General features: G+C 47.7%; 12 protein-coding genes. 2 read left to right on the top strand and 10 right to left on the bottom strand.

Going from position 1 to position 15,459, the window contains the following annotated elements:
- Nucleotides 1-60 precede the first annotated feature (60 nt).
- The 3 genes from bcd to K6T23_RS14015 form a co-directional block, all read right to left on the bottom strand.
- Complete coding sequence (gene bcd, locus K6T23_RS14005; protein WP_056535481.1) at nt 61-1,155, bottom strand: branched-chain amino acid dehydrogenase; 1,095 nt, start codon at nt 1,153-1,155, stop codon at nt 61-63.
- 33 nt (nt 1,156-1,188) lie between these two features.
- On the bottom strand, nt 1,189-2,097 hold the full coding sequence (gene yqiS, locus K6T23_RS14010; RefSeq protein ID WP_056535480.1) for a phosphate butyryltransferase: 909 nt from the start codon (nt 2,095-2,097) through the stop codon (nt 1,189-1,191).
- A gap of 133 nt (nt 2,098-2,230) precedes the next feature.
- Nucleotides 2,231-4,291: a sigma 54-interacting transcriptional regulator gene (locus tag K6T23_RS14015; protein ID WP_056538401.1), complete on the bottom strand. Its 2,061-nt coding sequence runs from the start codon at nt 4,289-4,291 to the stop codon at nt 2,231-2,233.
- A gap of 131 nt (nt 4,292-4,422) precedes the next feature.
- On the opposite strand from K6T23_RS14015, the gene K6T23_RS14020 reads away from it, so the two are divergent.
- Complete coding sequence (locus tag K6T23_RS14020; RefSeq protein WP_053426633.1) at nt 4,423-4,662, top strand: DUF2627 domain-containing protein; 240 nt, start codon at nt 4,423-4,425, stop codon at nt 4,660-4,662.
- An 8-nt stretch (nt 4,663-4,670) separates the two neighbouring features.
- Here K6T23_RS14020 and K6T23_RS14025 read toward each other — a convergent pair whose 3' ends face one another.
- The 5 genes from K6T23_RS14025 to ahrC form a co-directional block, all read right to left on the bottom strand.
- Nucleotides 4,671-5,399 carry a glycerophosphodiester phosphodiesterase gene (locus K6T23_RS14025; protein WP_056535477.1) on the bottom strand — a complete coding sequence of 243 codons (729 nt, stop codon included), beginning with the start codon at nt 5,397-5,399 and terminating at the stop codon, nt 4,671-4,673.
- A gap of 96 nt (nt 5,400-5,495) precedes the next feature.
- Nucleotides 5,496-6,272: a sporulation transcription factor Spo0A gene (gene spo0A, locus K6T23_RS14030; RefSeq protein ID WP_048014027.1), complete on the bottom strand. Its 777-nt coding sequence runs from the start codon at nt 6,270-6,272 to the stop codon at nt 5,496-5,498.
- A 265-nt stretch (nt 6,273-6,537) separates the two neighbouring features.
- Complete coding sequence (gene spoIVB / locus K6T23_RS14035; RefSeq protein WP_056535472.1) at nt 6,538-7,815, bottom strand: SpoIVB peptidase; 1,278 nt, start codon at nt 7,813-7,815, stop codon at nt 6,538-6,540.
- A 126-nt stretch (nt 7,816-7,941) separates the two neighbouring features.
- On the bottom strand, nt 7,942-9,642 hold the full coding sequence (gene recN / locus K6T23_RS14040) for a DNA repair protein RecN (protein ID WP_056535471.1): 1,701 nt from the start codon (nt 9,640-9,642) through the stop codon (nt 7,942-7,944).
- Between the two features lie 119 nt (nt 9,643-9,761).
- Nucleotides 9,762-10,214 carry a transcriptional regulator AhrC/ArgR gene (gene ahrC / locus K6T23_RS14045; protein WP_222115393.1) on the bottom strand — a complete coding sequence of 151 codons (453 nt, stop codon included), beginning with the start codon at nt 10,212-10,214 and terminating at the stop codon, nt 9,762-9,764.
- A gap of 489 nt (nt 10,215-10,703) precedes the next feature.
- On the opposite strand from ahrC, the gene K6T23_RS14050 reads away from it, so the two are divergent.
- Nucleotides 10,704-12,311 carry an APC family permease gene (locus K6T23_RS14050; protein ID WP_053426627.1) on the top strand — a complete coding sequence of 536 codons (1,608 nt, stop codon included), beginning with the start codon at nt 10,704-10,706 and terminating at the stop codon, nt 12,309-12,311.
- Nucleotides 12,312-12,380: 69 nt separating this feature from the next.
- Here K6T23_RS14050 and K6T23_RS14055 read toward each other — a convergent pair whose 3' ends face one another.
- Nucleotides 12,381-13,220 (bottom strand): TlyA family RNA methyltransferase, encoded by an 840-nt coding sequence (locus K6T23_RS14055; RefSeq protein WP_238281437.1) that lies wholly within the window; start codon nt 13,218-13,220, stop codon nt 12,381-12,383.
- A gap of 2 nt (nt 13,221-13,222) precedes the next feature.
- Nucleotides 13,223-15,115 (bottom strand): 1-deoxy-D-xylulose-5-phosphate synthase, encoded by a 1,893-nt coding sequence (dxs, locus tag K6T23_RS14060; RefSeq protein ID WP_238281439.1) that lies wholly within the window; start codon nt 15,113-15,115, stop codon nt 13,223-13,225.
- Nucleotides 15,116-15,459 lie beyond the last annotated feature (344 nt).

Here is a 15,459-nt window from a genome sequence, read left to right on the forward strand (position 1 = left end):
TGTCGTTTACATAAAGATGGGGTACCCCTCCTTTTTTGGAGGAGCACCCATCAATGTGTTTTAGCGGCGGCTAAGGATGTGATGTCCGTTTTGAAGGAATTGACTTCTTGAACGGCGCATTTTCTCGATGCGTTCTTCTGCCATGCGGTCAGCAGCTACATATGTAGCAACATGATCACGCTTGGCGATTTCAATGACACGCTCAACATTATTATAAACCTGTTCAACCTTTTTCATGGCTCTCTCGCTGTTATATCCATAAAGCTCATCCGCTACGTTGATGACCCCACCTGCATTGATTACATAATCCGGCGCATAGACGATTCCCATTTCGTGGATGGCATCTCCGTGACGGGATTCTTTCAGCTGGTTATTCGCAGCTCCGGCAATCACTTTCGCCTTCAGCTGTGGAATCGTTTCGTCATTGATGATGGCACCAAGGGCGCAAGGCGCGAAGATGTCGCAATCTACTCCATAGATTTCATTTGTATCTACGGCTTTTGCACCAAACTCTTCTACAGCACGCTGAACAGCTTCTTTATTGATGTCCGTTACGATCAGATTGGCACCTTCTTCGTGAAGGTGACGGCACATATTGTACGCAACATTACCGACACCTTGGACTGCAATGGTTTTCCCCTCAAGTGAATCCGTTCCGAATGCTTCTTTGGCTGCCGCTTTGATTCCGCGGTAAACGCCGTAAGCCGTTACAGGGGATGGATTCCCTGATGAACCGAATGCAGGTGAGATCCCTGTCACATAATCGGTCTCTTCGTGGATCAAGTCCATATCCGCAACGGTCGTACCTACATCCTCTGCTGTGATATATCGGCCGTTCAGTCCTTGGATGTAGCGCCCGAATGCACGGAACATCTCTTCGTTCTTGTCTTTTCGTGGATCTCCGATGATGACGGTCTTACCGCCTCCAAGATTCAATCCGGCAGCAGCGTTCTTGTATGTCATACCTTTGGCAAGGCGAAGGGCGTCTTCAATCGCGGCTTCTTCTGATTCATAGGTCCACATGCGTGTTCCGCCTAGTGCAGGTCCGAGAGTGGTGTCATGGATGGCAATGATGGCTTTCAATCCTGATTCCTGATCTTGACAGAATACCAATTGTTCGTAGTCGTATTGTTCCATATAGCTGAAGATTTTCATGAGTGTTTCCCCCTATTTATAAGTGTGATTGTGTTATCGGTTTTCAGAAGAGCAGATGGCAAGTGCCAAAGAGTATAGCTTGCTCTCAGCCAGGTCCGACCTGGATGTCAATACGATTGGTGCTTTGGCTCCCGATATGACGGCAGCCACCTTTGCCCCTGCGAAATACATGAGGGACTTATAAAGGATGTTTCCTGATTCTATTGTTGGCACCAGGAGGATATCTGCATTTCCAGCTACCTCGCTGACAATTCCTTTTTGACTGGCTGCAATCGATGAAACGGCGTTATCAAGAGCGAGCGGCCCGTCCACCAGGCAATCTTTGATCTGTCCCCTTTGGTTCATTACCGTAAGGGATGCAGCGTCCAGTGTGGCCTGCATTTGAGGATTGATGACCTCGACGGCTGCCAGAGGAGCCACTTTAGGACGGTCTATTCCTATGGACCGGGCAACTGAAACGGTATTTTGAATGATTTGGGCCTTTTGCCCAAGGTCCGGTGAGATGTTCATGGCTGCATCGGTTACAAAAATGAGGTTTTCGAAACCTTCCACCTCAAAGGCAGCTGCATGCGATAGCACATTCCCGGTCCTGAGACCCCATTCTTTATTCAGTACGGCCTTGAGAAGGACGGAAGTGGAGACATGCCCCTTCATCAGAACGTCTGCTTTTTTTTGATTGACGGCTTGAACGGCAAGTTCTGCAGCATGTTGCACTGATGGTGAATGGATGATCTTGATGTGGGTGCTGTTTAGAAGGTCGCGTTGCGATTCTTCCATGACCCTTTCAATTTTCTCACTGTCACCAAAGAGTAAGAACTCTGCCATCCCCCGTTCCACCGCCATGGATACAGCCTTCAGGACTTCTTTGTCTTCAGCCGCAGCAACAGCCACGGTGGCATTTTCCTTTCGGGTTGCTAGATCTACTAGAGATTGGAGATTCATGTATGTGATTCAACCCCTTTTACAATTATCGGTTCCACTATTATACTTTGCAAGAAGCGTGCCAACTTTCAAGAACGTGAAAACGCTTCATTTAACTTGAAGTAAGCGTGCAAGTTTTTTCAGGGTGTGCAAATTATTTCATGCTATTTATTTCAATATTATACTTTTCAATTTTATAATATAAATTCCTGACAGAAACATTGAGTGCTTTTGCCGTGGCGGTCTTATTGCCTTTATGTTGCGCTAAAACCGACTGGATTATCTGTCTTTCATACCATTCGAGACGCGCATTCAGATCGGTCGCTTCCGGATCTGTCTCGATCTCGGTGGTGCGTTCCTTCGTATGTCCCATGGAAGAAAGATGTTTCTCATCTATATAGGTTTCACTTGCCTCCATGAATATGACGGCCCTGCCAAGTACATTTTCCAGTTCGCGGACGTTCCCGGGCCAGTCATGCTCCATCAGCCTCATTGAAGCCTTTTTCGTCAGTCCTTCCACCTTACGCCCATAATCCTGATTGATCTTAGCGATGAGGCGCTCGGATATCAATGGGATGTCCCCTTTTCGGTGACGAAGTGGTGGGATCTGGATCGGCATTCGATTGAGTCGGTAATAGAGATCTTCTCTGAATGATCCGTCACCCATGCCTTTCTCGAGATTCACATTGGTGGCGGCAATCACCCGGACGTTTATGGGGATTGACTTGGTTCCTCCCACCCGGACGATTTCTTGTTCCTGGAGCACCCTTAAAAGCTTCGCCTGAGTGTTGGCACTCAGCTCCCCGATCTCATCAAGGAAAATGCTTCCATTATTCGCTTCTTCGAAGAGTCCCCGCTTGCCCCCACGCTTCGCTCCTGAGAATGCGCCATCTTCATAACCGAACAGCTCACTCTCCAACAAGTTTTCAGCCAGAGCAGCACAGTTGACCCTGATGAACTTGTTGAATTTCCGGTCGCTTGCATTATGTATGGCGTGGGCAAATAGTTCCTTTCCGGTGCCTGATTCCCCCCGGAGCAAAACCGTCGCCGGCGTCTTCGCACCGAGCTTCGCCTGTTCGATAGCGATCTTCATTTCTTCGGAAGTCCCGATGATATCGTCGAAAATATATTTTGCCTCAAGGGTACGGATGATCCTGCGCGCCCGGTCCAATTCATTCGTGAGGGATTGGATCTCAGACATATCATGGATGACACCGACGCTCCCTTTCAGAATGTCATTGACGATGATCGGTGCCACATTGACTATGACTTCCTTTCGCTTCGGGCCGACACGCATCCTCGTCCCCCTGATGGCCTTTCGGGTCCTGAGGACTTTTAGGTGGATGCTTTCGCCTTCGGAGATATCCGCAGTTGCCGGCTGACCGATCACCTCTCCGCTTGAAAGGCCAGTGATCCTGGTATAGGCGGGATTGATCAAGATCCCCTTCCCTTCCTCATCAACGACCGAAATGGCATCATCACTCGATTGGATGATCGCTTCAAGCATCGTCTGGATTTCCTTCAGATCCGTGATCTGTTCAGCAAGGTTCACCACTTCGGTAATATCCTTGAACACCGAAAACGCACCGATTACTTCATCCGTAGATGTGATCATCGGGATCCTGCTCGAAATGATCTTCAAGCCGTTCTGGAGGATCACTTCCTGGTTGATTTCAGACCTCCTCGTTTCGATGGTCGAGATCAACCGGCTTTCCGGCACGACTTCAAGGATATTCCGGTTTAAGGCCTCTTCGCCACTGATCCCCGTCATTCGCTGAGCACTTTGATTGAAAAGGATGATCTTACCCCTGTGATCAATTCCGATCATCCCGTCATCCGTGGAATTGAATATGAGATCCCGCTTAAAGGATTCACTAGTGAGTTCATGGATCAACTCTTCTTTTTCCTCGAGGAGCTTGGAAATGAGGAAGGCGACACTTCCCGGGATGAGCACGGTGTTCTTCCCGCGTCGATCCCTGATGTTTTCGAATACTTCTCTATCCCCCGTCACCTCGATGACGATATCGATGGAAGCATCAAGATATGGTCGCCAGTCATCTCCGATGGCAATGCCCCATTCCCCGGCAAGCTTTACCCCTGGAGCCTGCCTGTCCACATCGATGACCGCTACTACATTCATGGAAGAGGCTTCGTGGAGAATTTTCAATATCGCCACCCCACCTTTTCCTCCCCCTACTATGAGAACATCCTGCAACATTCTTCACCCCATCGCTTTGTCCGTGCAATATATTTCACAGTTCCATTTTACCTCACAAGGGCCACCTTGACAATTTTCATGATGGAGGTAAAATTCAAGTAAGTGGATACAAAGGGGAAATGTACATAATGTCACGCCTTATCGCTTTGATCATCATGCTCATACCCGGCGCATTTGCAGCGCTCGGTATCAAGCTTATGAGGGACATGCTCTTCGGCATCCTGCAGCCTCCCATACCGTACCTCTGGCTGCAATTCGTACTTGGTTTAGTCTTCTTCGTTGCAGGCCTAGGATTCATCGCAGGATTCGTTCTCCACAGGGACCGGAAAAGGAACAAAGTTCAACCTCGTTTCACGAAAAAAAGCTAGCCCGCGGGCTAGCTTTTTTTCGTATTCCTGATCCTGACTGCGCGCTCGGGAAAATCGGTAATGAAGGCTGGACACTCAATACCCAACAGTCGATTTATCGACGTTTCCTTGTTTACTGTATAGGGCCTCACCAGAACCCCCGCATTCAGCGACTGGCGGATCATATCATCCGTTACGGCGTTGAGATTCGGATGGATGGCACCTGCCCCGATGGAACGGGCATAGGACCATGGCATGAAAAGGCGGTTCGAGTAAAGGGCTGCCACTTCCACTGCCGGATTCAACTTCCTGCACTTCACAAGGGAGTAATGATTGAAGGAGGAGATGATGATCCGTTCATCGTAACCATATTTTCTGCTCAGTTCGAAGATTTTCTCCTCTAGGCCGGTATAGTCCATGACACTGTTTTTCAATTCGATGTTACAGAGGAGATCATTCCCCCTCATCCATTCGAACACTTCGATCAGGGAAGGCACCCTGCACCGTCGCAGCATCTTCCATTTTCCGTTCGCCTTGAGTTTTTGGATATCCTTGAGTGAGAAATCCTTGACGAAGCCTTTACCATTCGTCGTGCGATCGAGAGTTTCATCATGGATGACGACCACCTGACCGTCCGACGTAAGCTGTACATCAATTTCGATCCCATCAGCCCCGACCCGGGCCGCCTCGGCGAACGCTTCCATTGTATTCTCTGGATGAGTCCCTGCGGAGCCTCTGTGGGCAAAGATCAATGTCATACTTTCACGTCCTTTTTTCTTCTATGTAAGGTCGGTACCCTTTCACACAAAAATAAAAACCCGGCATCCACCGGGTCACACGTTCTACTTACCCTTTCAAGAAGCCTTATGCTCCAAACGCAGCTTGTCAGCCACCATCGCAATAAACTCAGAATTGGTCGGTTTCGCTTTTGTCATGCTTACAGTATAACCGAATAGGGAGGAGATGGAATCGATATTCCCACGGCTCCAGGCTACTTCGATGGCGTGACGGATCGCACGCTCGACCCTCGAAGCGGTAGTGTTGTATTTCTTCGCGATATCAGGATAGAGGACCTTCGTGATGGAACCAAGGAGTTCGATGTCATTGTAGACCATGGAGATCGCTTCCCTTAAGTACATATATCCTTTAATATGTGCCGGTACGCCGATTTCATGAATGATGCTTGTGATACTCGCATCAAGATTTCTCGGTTTATGATCAGAATTCATTCGGGAGGAAGGCTTCTTGATGATCGGGTTCGTTTTCCCGCTTACCTGTCGGATATGGCTTACCAGGTTTTCCATATCGAACGGCTTCAGGATGAAATAGGATGCACCGAGATCGACCGCTTTTTTCGTCACGTCTTCCTGACCGAAAGCCGTCAGCATGATGACATTCGGGATATTCTTCCTCTCTCTAAGACGTTCGAGAACGGCAAGGCCATCCAGATGGGGCATGATGATATCCAAGACGAGCACGTCCGTTTCGACTTCCTCCAAGAGATCCAGGCAGTCTTGTCCATTATGGGCAATACCTACAACTTCCAAGTCATTTTGCGAGGCAATATAATCTTCCAACAATGAGGTGAGTTCCCGGTTATCATCCACAATACAAACTTTAATCGATTTCACTAAACGTTTCCTCCTCAGTCCAAATAAATTCACTGTTATTTTTTATTGTAAATTACTTTTTCGACAATGCAACCTAATTTCCTTTTATTTTTGAAAAAAACTTGAAATATATTCTTTTTCCTTCGTTTTACTTTCATTTTCTCTGAATTTCGACCTGATTCGATTTCCACCCTGAACTTTTGTCGAATTATCTTTATAGTAACGGAAATCCTTCCATTTCTCAAACGCATGAAAAAACCCGACGCTGCTAAAGCGCCGGATTCATTCAACTTGCTCTGCTATGATCTTTTTTGTAAATATCGATGCCTGCTTCGCTCAGCATCCACTCGATATGGACACCGTACCCGCTCGTGGGGTCATTCACGAATACATGAGTGACAGCCCCTACGACCTTCCCGTCCTGAATGATCGGGCTACCGCTCATTCCCTGGACGATCCCGCCGGTTTTCTTCAGGAGCTTTGGATCCGTCACCTTCAATACCATCCCTTTGGTAGCAGGGTATTTCTGTGGGATCGTGCTCATGATTTCGATATCGTACATTTCGACTTCCTTGCCATCGACCACCGTGAGGATCTGGGCTGGACCTTCCTTCACCTGGTGAGAGAGGGCGATCGGCATGGGCTTATCCATCCGCTCATTCTCGATGGTCTGGTTCAGGCGACCGAATATACCAAACGGACTGTTCCTCGTGATATCCCCGATCACCTTATGATCGGATGAAAACCTTGCCAGTTTCTCCCCCGGCTTTCCATCGCTCCCTTTTTGGATGGAGGTTACTTCGGAATGGACGATTTCGCCATCTGCGACGACAATCGGCTTCTTTGTATCCATATCGGATATCACATGTCCAAGAGCCCCGTATTTCTTCGATTGTGGATCATAAAAGGTCATCGTGCCGATTCCAGCAGCCGAGTCCCTGATATACAGGCCGAGCTTATAAGCAGCATCGCCTTTTTCCCTTACCGGCAGGAGAGTGGTTTTGATCGTTTTTTTCTCTCGTTTCACCACAAGTTTCAAGGACTCCTGGTCTTTTCCCGCGGATTGGACAAATGGTGCCACGTCGGAAAGTTCTTCAATCTTGGTTCCATTGATCTCTGTAATCATATCCCCAACCTGGATCCCTGCTTTTTCACCCGGAGAAACTTTTCCTTCTTCCGTATTCACAAGATGATGACCGACGACCAATACGCCAACGGTATTCAATTTGACCCCGATCGATTGTCCACCCGGGATCACTTTAAAATCTTTCAGCACTTCAACATTGACTTCTTTGACGGGGAGTCCGGCAAGTTCAAAGACCACTTCATCTTTGCCGACCCGGCTGCCTCCCACGGATAATTGTTCGTTGTTCGACGAAAGCTGGACCGTCCCTTCAGATGCGGCAGCAGGAGCTGATATGGGGAGAGCAACTTGATCCCCTTCCATCATCCTAATGAACGTGGGCGTTTTCACCCACTGTTGGACAGGTTCCAAAAAACCGATAAAAATGAGCGAAACAAGGAGAATTCCACCTATGCATTTCCTTAACGAATCTGACTTCACTACTTTCACTCTCCTCGCTTCTAATCCAAACACACTGGTGATTTGGCTACAGTTTTACTTTTGCCTTTTGAAAGGACATTTATAACTGGTAATAATGAAAAAAAGCTACCCGCATTGGATAGCTTTTCATGTCTCTTTGATGCTCCCCGCCAAATGAAGGAGCTCTTTGGCATGTTCAAGTGTAAGGTCGGTGATCTCCACGCCGGAAATCATACGTGAGATTTCCTGAATTTTCTCATTTTCCTCAAGTCTTTTCACCTTCGTGCTCGTACGCCCGTTCGCTTGTTTCTTCGAGATGAACAGATGACAGTCTGCCATCGCCGCAACCTGTGGAAGATGTGAAATGCACATCACCTGTGAATGGACGGCCACTTGATAGATCTTCTCTGCAATCGATTGAGCGACTCTTCCGCTAACACCTGTATCCACTTCGTCGAAAATGATGGACGTGATACCTTGATGTTTAGAGAAAATGGTTTTGAGGGCGAGCATGATGCGGGAAAGTTCTCCCCCAGAAGCGACCTTCGAAAGGGGCTTCAGCGGTTCTCCAGGATTCGTCGAGATATAAAACTCGACTTCATCCCATCCGTCCTTCTTGAACTTCCGGTTCACAGCATCTCCGTCGGTCAGGAACTTGACCTCGAATTTCGTTTTATCCATGTACAGCTGTTTCAACTGCTCATGGATGCTGACCGTGAGCTTCTTAGCCCACTTCTTACGGGCGATGGTCAGATTTTCCGCCTCGACGGAAAGATCATTTTCGAGGGAGCGCAGCTGATCTTGCAGCTGTTGAACATGTGAATCCTTGTTAACGATTGTTTCAATTTCCTCTTCAATCCGTGAGCCATACGCAAGCACCTCTTCGATCGATGAACCATACTTGCGTTTCAGTCCATTGATCTCATTCAGCCTGGACTCGATCATATCGAGCCTGCCCGGTTCAAATTCCAGTTGATCCAATTCCGCCCTGATCGCATGTGCGGCATCCTCAAGGATGTAATAGGCCGAGGATACTGACTCAAGCGTCCCGCCAAACTGGGCGTCCACTTCCGCTGCTGTCTCAAGATGACCCATGGCAAGCCCCGCCCAGTCCATTCCTTTTCTTTCCCCTCGCAGGCTGTCATACGACGTCTGAAGGGCTTCATATAGCTTTTCGAAATTGACGAGCTTCAGCTTTTCATCCTGCAGTTCATCATCCTCATGCAGGCGAAGCTCCGCATCCTGGATTTCTTTTTGCTGGAACTGGATAAGATCCAGGCGATGAGCCATCTCCTGTTCATTTTCATTCAAGCGCTTAAGCTGCCTGGCTACGGTCTGATATTCTTCAAACACATCCAGATAGGCTGTGAGCGATGATGCAATATCCTTCCCCCCAAACTGATCCAGAAGCGTCAGATGAAGGTGCTCATTCATAAGCTCCTGATGCTCATGCTGCCCATGGATATCAATGAGGGTCGACCCGATTTCACGCATGGTGGCAATCGTCACAAGCTTTCCGTTGACTCTGCAAACACTTTTACCCGTACTGGAAATATCTCTCCTGAGAACAATCATGCCCTCTTCGATGTCGATGCCGAATTCGGAAGCCTTCGCATGGCAAGGATGACGGGGATCGTCCAAAAGGAATAACCCTTCAATCTCGGCTTTTTTTTCTCCATGCCGGACGAACTCTGACGATCCCCTGCCTCCCACCAATAGATGGATGGCATCGATGATAATGGACTTCCCGGCACCTGTTTCCCCTGAAAGGACCGTCAATCCTTCTTCGAATGAAAGGGCAATCGAGTCGATGATGGCAAAATTTTTGATTGAAAGTTCCTGTAACAAGAAATACTCACCTCATATAATAAGACACTTCCGATCATGCATCCCGGATAGAACCGAATCACGTTGGAAAGTGCCCCTGTTTTCATTTAATTTACCCCGTCTAACGGGAGGTCAACCTTTTATAGCATATCAAGGAAACGTTTGGAAATGACTTCGGTTTCCGCTTCGGATCGACAGATGATCAAACAAGTATCGTCCCCGCAGATCGTCCCTAGGATCTCTTCCCAGTCCAAGTTGTCGATGAGTGCCCCTATGGCATTCGCATTTCCCGGGAGCGTCTTCATGACCAGCATGTGACCGGCTGCATCGATCTTGACGAAGGCATCCGTCAACGTCCTCTTCAGCTTTTGAAGGGGGTTGAAACGCTGGTCCGCCGGTAGGCTGTATTTATAGCGCCCGTCCATAAGCGGCACCTTGACCAGGTGAAGCTCCTTGATATCCCTCGAAACGGTTGCCTGGGTGACATTGAAGCCCGCATTCTTCAGGCTGTCCACCAGCTCATCCTGGGTTTCAACATCCCGATTTGTGATGATTTCCCTGATCTTTATATGTCTTTGACCCTTATTTAACATCACCATACACCTCTTACTCCATAATGAACCTGTATATTTATACCTCTACGCTTATGTTAGCCTATTTTGATGTACAAATCCACCAGAAACCGTGCAGATCCTTCACTTCTTTATCTACTTCATCAGAAAGGTTAGTACAGTATACATTTTTATGTAATATTAATATTTTTTATCATTAATGTAATAATATACAAATATAGTTTTATTGCTGGAAAAAAGAAAGAAATTTAAGACTTTTAAATGCAACCGTTTTCCCATTTGAATCCTTACACTATACAGTTTAGTGTATATAAGCACGGGGTATAAGACTATAGGAATTGCACATATTACTTATTATTCAAGAATACCCATTTTTAAAAATTTCTATTGTGCATCATTTGAAAGCCTGACATGAATCGTTGCTTAGAACGCAAAATACAAAAAGACAGGGGGATGGAGTAGAAAAAAGAAGTTAGGTTCGGGTTAAACAGAAGGAGGAACATTACACTTATGAGTCAAGGAAAATTCAAAAAGACGATATCACTATTGGACCTCACATTAATAGGTCTCGGGGCGATCTTCGGATCTGCATGGCTATTCGCCGTCAGTAACGTCGCATCCCAGGCGGGTCCAGCCGGGAGTTTCTCCTGGATTATCGGAGGCGTCATCATCCTATTAATCGGTCTTGTGTATGCTGAACTGGGTGCGGCACTCCCTCGTACGGGGGGAATCATCCGGTATCCGGTATATTCACACGGACCACTTGTCGGATACATGATTTCATTCATCACGATCGTTGCTTACACCAGTTTGATTTCAATTGAAGTGACAGCTGTACGGCAGTATCTTGCTTATTGGATTCCTGGATTGACGAAAGCGGGGTCTGAATCACCAACAATCGGAGGATGGCTGCTCCAACTCGGCTTGCTAATCGCCTTTTTCCTACTCAATTTTTGGAGCGTAAAGGCTTTTGCCAAATCCAACATCATCATTTCCATTTTCAAATACGTTGTACCAATCACAATCATCGTGGTATTGTCGTTCCATTTTAAATCAGCGAACTTCTCTGTTGAAGCTTTTGCACCATTCGGCTTTGATGGTATCCAAGGAGCCATCGCAACGGGCGGGGTCATGTTCGCCTATCTCGGGCTTCATCCCATCGTATCGGTTGCCAGTGAGGTCAAAAACCCTCAACGTAATATTCCGATCGCCCTTGTCCTCTGCATCATCCTTGCAGCTCTGATCTATACGGCACTGCAAGTATTGTTCATCGGAGCTATCCCGACTGATACCATCAGCAATGTAGGTTGGGCCGGAATCCAAGAAGAATTCTCCCTTCCATTCGGAGATATCGCGATTGTCTTGGGGCTTGGTTGGTTATCTGCCCTTGTGGTATTCGATGCCATCCTGTCCCCTGGAGGGAACGGAAACATTTTCATGAATACGACGGCTCGCCTTGTGTACGCCTGGTCACGAAACGGTACGCTATTCAAGACATTCTCCAAAGTGGATAAAGTAACGGGAATTCCCCGCTCCTCCCTGTGGTTATCATTGGGACTGTCGATCTTCTGGACACTGCCATTCCCTTCTTGGAATGCACTGGTTAACGTCTGTTCGGTGGCACTGATCCTTTCTTATGCCATTGCACCTATTTCATCGGCCACCTTCTCGGTCAATGCAAAGGACCTGGAGAAGCCATTCAAACTTAAAGGAATGAACATCATCGCACCTATTTCCTTTATCTTTGCTTCATACATTGTCTACTGGTCTGGTTGGAAGACCATTTCATGGTTGCTGGGCTCTCAGTTGCTTATGTTCGTCGTCTACTTCATATTCAAGAAATATGTACCGACAGACAAAGTGAAGCTTCCGCAGCAGCTCAAATCAGCCTGGTGGCTCGTTGGATATTATATCAGCATGCTCATCATCTCGTACTTCGGTTCATTTGGCGGCGGAAAAGGGTACCTGGACAATCCAGCCGACCTGATCCTGATAGCCATCGTCTCACTCGCCATATTCTTCTGGGCTAAGTATACAGGTCTACCGAAAGCCATGATTGACTCTGATGATGAAACACCTGAAGAAACAACGAAAGAAAAAATAGAAACCTCACATTAACACGTGGATTCTTATAGTCTTTTACCACAAAGAAAGCGTGGGACCTATCGGTCCCACGCTTTCTTATGGTTACTCTTCATTCTTCTGAGCAGATTTGAATTGAGTGTGTGCTTCTTTGATTACATCTTCCGGCGTTACCGATAAATGAGACACACCCTCTTCCTTTCCCTGCCACTTAAGGTGAATAAGGAATTCGATATTCCCGTCACCACCTGTGATCGGCGAGTATGAGAGGCCTTCGATATCATAGCCCTCATTCAGTGAGAGGTCTATGATTTTTTGGATTACTGCCTTATGGACGGAAGGATCCCGTACGATGCCTTTTTTCCCGACCTGCTCCCTGCCCGCTTCGAACTGTGGTTTGATGAGGGCAATGCAGTCGCCCCCTTGTACCAAGAGCGTCTTTAAAACAGGGAGGATCAGGGAGAGCGAGATGAAGGAGACGTCGATGGAGGAAAGATTTGGCATTTCACCTTCCAGGTCTTCCGGCTTCACATAGCGGAAATTCGTCCGCTCCATGACAACCACACGCTCATCCTTCCTTAGCTTCCAGGCAAGCTGATTGTAGCCTACATCAAGGGCATAGCTCATTTTCGCGCCGTTCTGAAGGGCACAGTCGGTAAATCCACCCGTCGAAGCTCCGATATCGAGAAGAACTTTATTTTCTGTGGTGATATCGAATTCTTTGAGGGCCTTTTCAAGCTTCAAGCCCCCCCTGCTGACATAAGGCATCACTTTTCCTTTGACCGTCAGGGGTGAATCTTCGCTTATCTTCTCCCCCGGTTTATCCAGTCTCATTTCGTTTGAGTACACAAGACCGGCCATGACGGCCCTTTTTGCCTTTTCACGTGTTTCGAAAAGACCTTGTTCTACAAGAAGTATATCTAATCGCTGTTTTTTCACTTTCATGTTCAAGCCCTTTTTTGTTTTTTTGGTGTAATCGTCAAGATCCGATCGATGACGTTTTCCTTAGTCATACCGATCTCATTGAGCAGTTCTTTGACACTTCCATGCTCCACGAAGTAATCAGGGATTCCGATTCGATCGATAACGGCGTCATGATAGCCTTTTTCCTGAGCAAACTCAAGGACCCCGCTTCCGAAGCCACCCTGAAGGACTGCTTCTTCGATAGTCAATACTGGTATTTCCTCGGAAAGAATGGAAGAAAGCATCGCCTCATCCATCGGCTTGATGAACCGCGCATTCACGACCCGTACTGATACCCCTTGCTTCTCGAGGTCCCCTGCCGCTTCCATAGCCATGGGAATCGTTGTACCGAACGTCAGGATGACTGCGTCGGTCCCGTCCTTGAGGATTTCCCACGTTCCGATCGGAATGGTCTTTAATCCTTCGTCCATCTTCACGCCGTAACCATTTCCACGGGGGAAACGGAGAGCGATTGGACCGTCGTTATAGGAAAGGGCCGTATTGACCATATGCTGGCCTTCATTTTCGTCTTTTGGCATCATAAGGACCATATTCGGCAGATGGCGCAGGAAGGCAATATCGAACACCCCTTGATGGGTTTCGCCATCAGCACCGACAAGTCCAGCCCGGTCGATTCCGATGAACACGTTGAGGTTCTGCCTGCAAATATCGTGAACCACCTGGTCATATGCTCGCTGTAGGAATGTCGAATAAATCGCAAGGAACGGTTTCATATCCTGGGTGGCAAGACCTGCCGCAACCGTCGCCGCATGCTGTTCGGCAATCCCGACGTCGAACATCCTGTCGGGGAATTCCTCCGCAAATCCGAGAAGGCTTGAGCCGACTGGCATGGCAGGAGTGATGGCCACGATACGCTCATCTTCACGTGCCAACCTCCTGACCGTTTCACTGACAAGGCTGCTCCATGATGGAGGAGCGCCCACCGGTTTGATCAGGTCACCTGTATCGATTTTATACGGGCCGGTTCCATGCCATGTACCGAGTGTGTCTTTTTCGGCAGGCTGGAATCCCTTCCCCTTCTTCGTGAGAACGTGGAGAAGGACCGGACCCTTTGTTTTTTTCGCATACTGGATGTTTTCCTGTAAGTTTTCATAATCGTGTCCATCAATCGGGCCAAGATAGGTGAAGCCCAGCTCTTCAAAGAACATCCCGGAGACGAACAGATATTTCAAGCTGTCCTTCACCCGTTCAGCTGTACTGGCAAGCTTCCCTCCGACTGCCGGTATTCGCTTCAGGATATACTCCAACTCATCTTTCACCCAGTTATACTTATTCGCCGTGCGAAGACGGCCAAGGATATTGTGCAGGGCACCGACATTCGGTGCGATGGACATTTCATTATCATTCAATACGACGATCATGTCCTTCTTTTCATGGCCGATGTGGTTGAGTGCTTCAAGAGCCATCCCTCCGGTCAGCGCACCGTCCCCGATGACGGGAATGATATAGGAATCTTCTTTTTTCACATCCCTTGCGATGGCCATCCCCATGGCAGCGGAAAGGGATGTGGAGCTATGTCCTGTCTCCCATACGTCATGCTCGCTTTCATTCCGTTTGGGGAATCCGCATAGTCCCTTATATTGTCTAAGGGTATCAAACTGACCTGCGCGCCCCGTCAGGATCTTGTGTACATAAGACTGATGGCCCACATCCCATAATATCTTGTCCTTGGGACTGTCGAAATGCTTATGAAGGGCTACAGTCAATTCGACCACCCCGAGATTCGGCCCGATATGACCGCCGCTTTTGGAGAGATTCCCAATCAGGAAATCACGGATATCTTGGCTCAGTCCCTCCAGTTGTTCATTGGACATATCCTTTAAGAAAGAGGGATCTTTAATCGATAATAAATCCATATGGTCCACTCACTTTCATCACTAGTTAGTTTATTTCATTGACGTTTTTGCATTTTGTATGGTTTTCACTGTGATATGACCCTCGCCGTATTCGACAAAATGATTGTATATTCCCTAGAATACGCAATCACAGGCCATTTTCCAAGTGCTTTGACTTTTCTAAGGGAAAGTACTTGTCCCCGCGTGTAAAAATAGCCGCTAACACGAATGTGATAACGGCCATGCTGATCATTCAATGGATTGTATTGTTCACTATGAACCGGACTTTACGCTGCTTCTCAACGTCCGGTGTAATGGCTTTCCTGAGTGGATTATACCATAAAAGGGTAATGTCCTCAAACAGC

The organism is Rossellomorea marisflavi, assembly GCF_022170785.1.
GTDB classification, from domain to species: Bacteria; Bacillota; Bacilli; order Bacillales; family Bacillaceae_B; genus Rossellomorea; species Rossellomorea marisflavi_B.

Bases quoted from the DNA above. Each gene is read 5' to 3' on its own strand.
- bcd (WP_056535481.1), bottom strand. From the start codon at position 1,155: ATGAAAATCTTCAGCTATATGGAACAATACGACTACGAACAATTGGTA.
- yqiS (WP_056535480.1), bottom strand. From the start codon at position 2,097: ATGAATCTCCAATCTCTAGTAGATCTAGCAACCCGAAAGGAAAATGCC.
- K6T23_RS14020 (WP_053426633.1), top strand. From the start codon at position 4,423: ATGTCACGCCTTATCGCTTTGATCATCATGCTCATACCCGGCGCATTT.
- K6T23_RS14025 (WP_056535477.1), bottom strand. From the start codon at position 5,399: ATGACATTGATCTTTGCCCACAGAGGCTCCGCAGGGACTCATCCAGAG.
- ahrC (WP_222115393.1), bottom strand. From the start codon at position 10,214: ATGTTAAATAAGGGTCAAAGACATATAAAGATCAGGGAAATCATCACA.
- K6T23_RS14050 (WP_053426627.1), top strand. From the start codon at position 10,704: ATGAGTCAAGGAAAATTCAAAAAGACGATATCACTATTGGACCTCACA.
- K6T23_RS14055 (WP_238281437.1), bottom strand. From the start codon at position 13,220: ATGAAAGTGAAAAAACAGCGATTAGATATACTTCTTGTAGAACAAGGT.
- dxs (WP_238281439.1), bottom strand. From the start codon at position 15,115: ATGGATTTATTATCGATTAAAGATCCCTCTTTCTTAAAGGATATGTCC.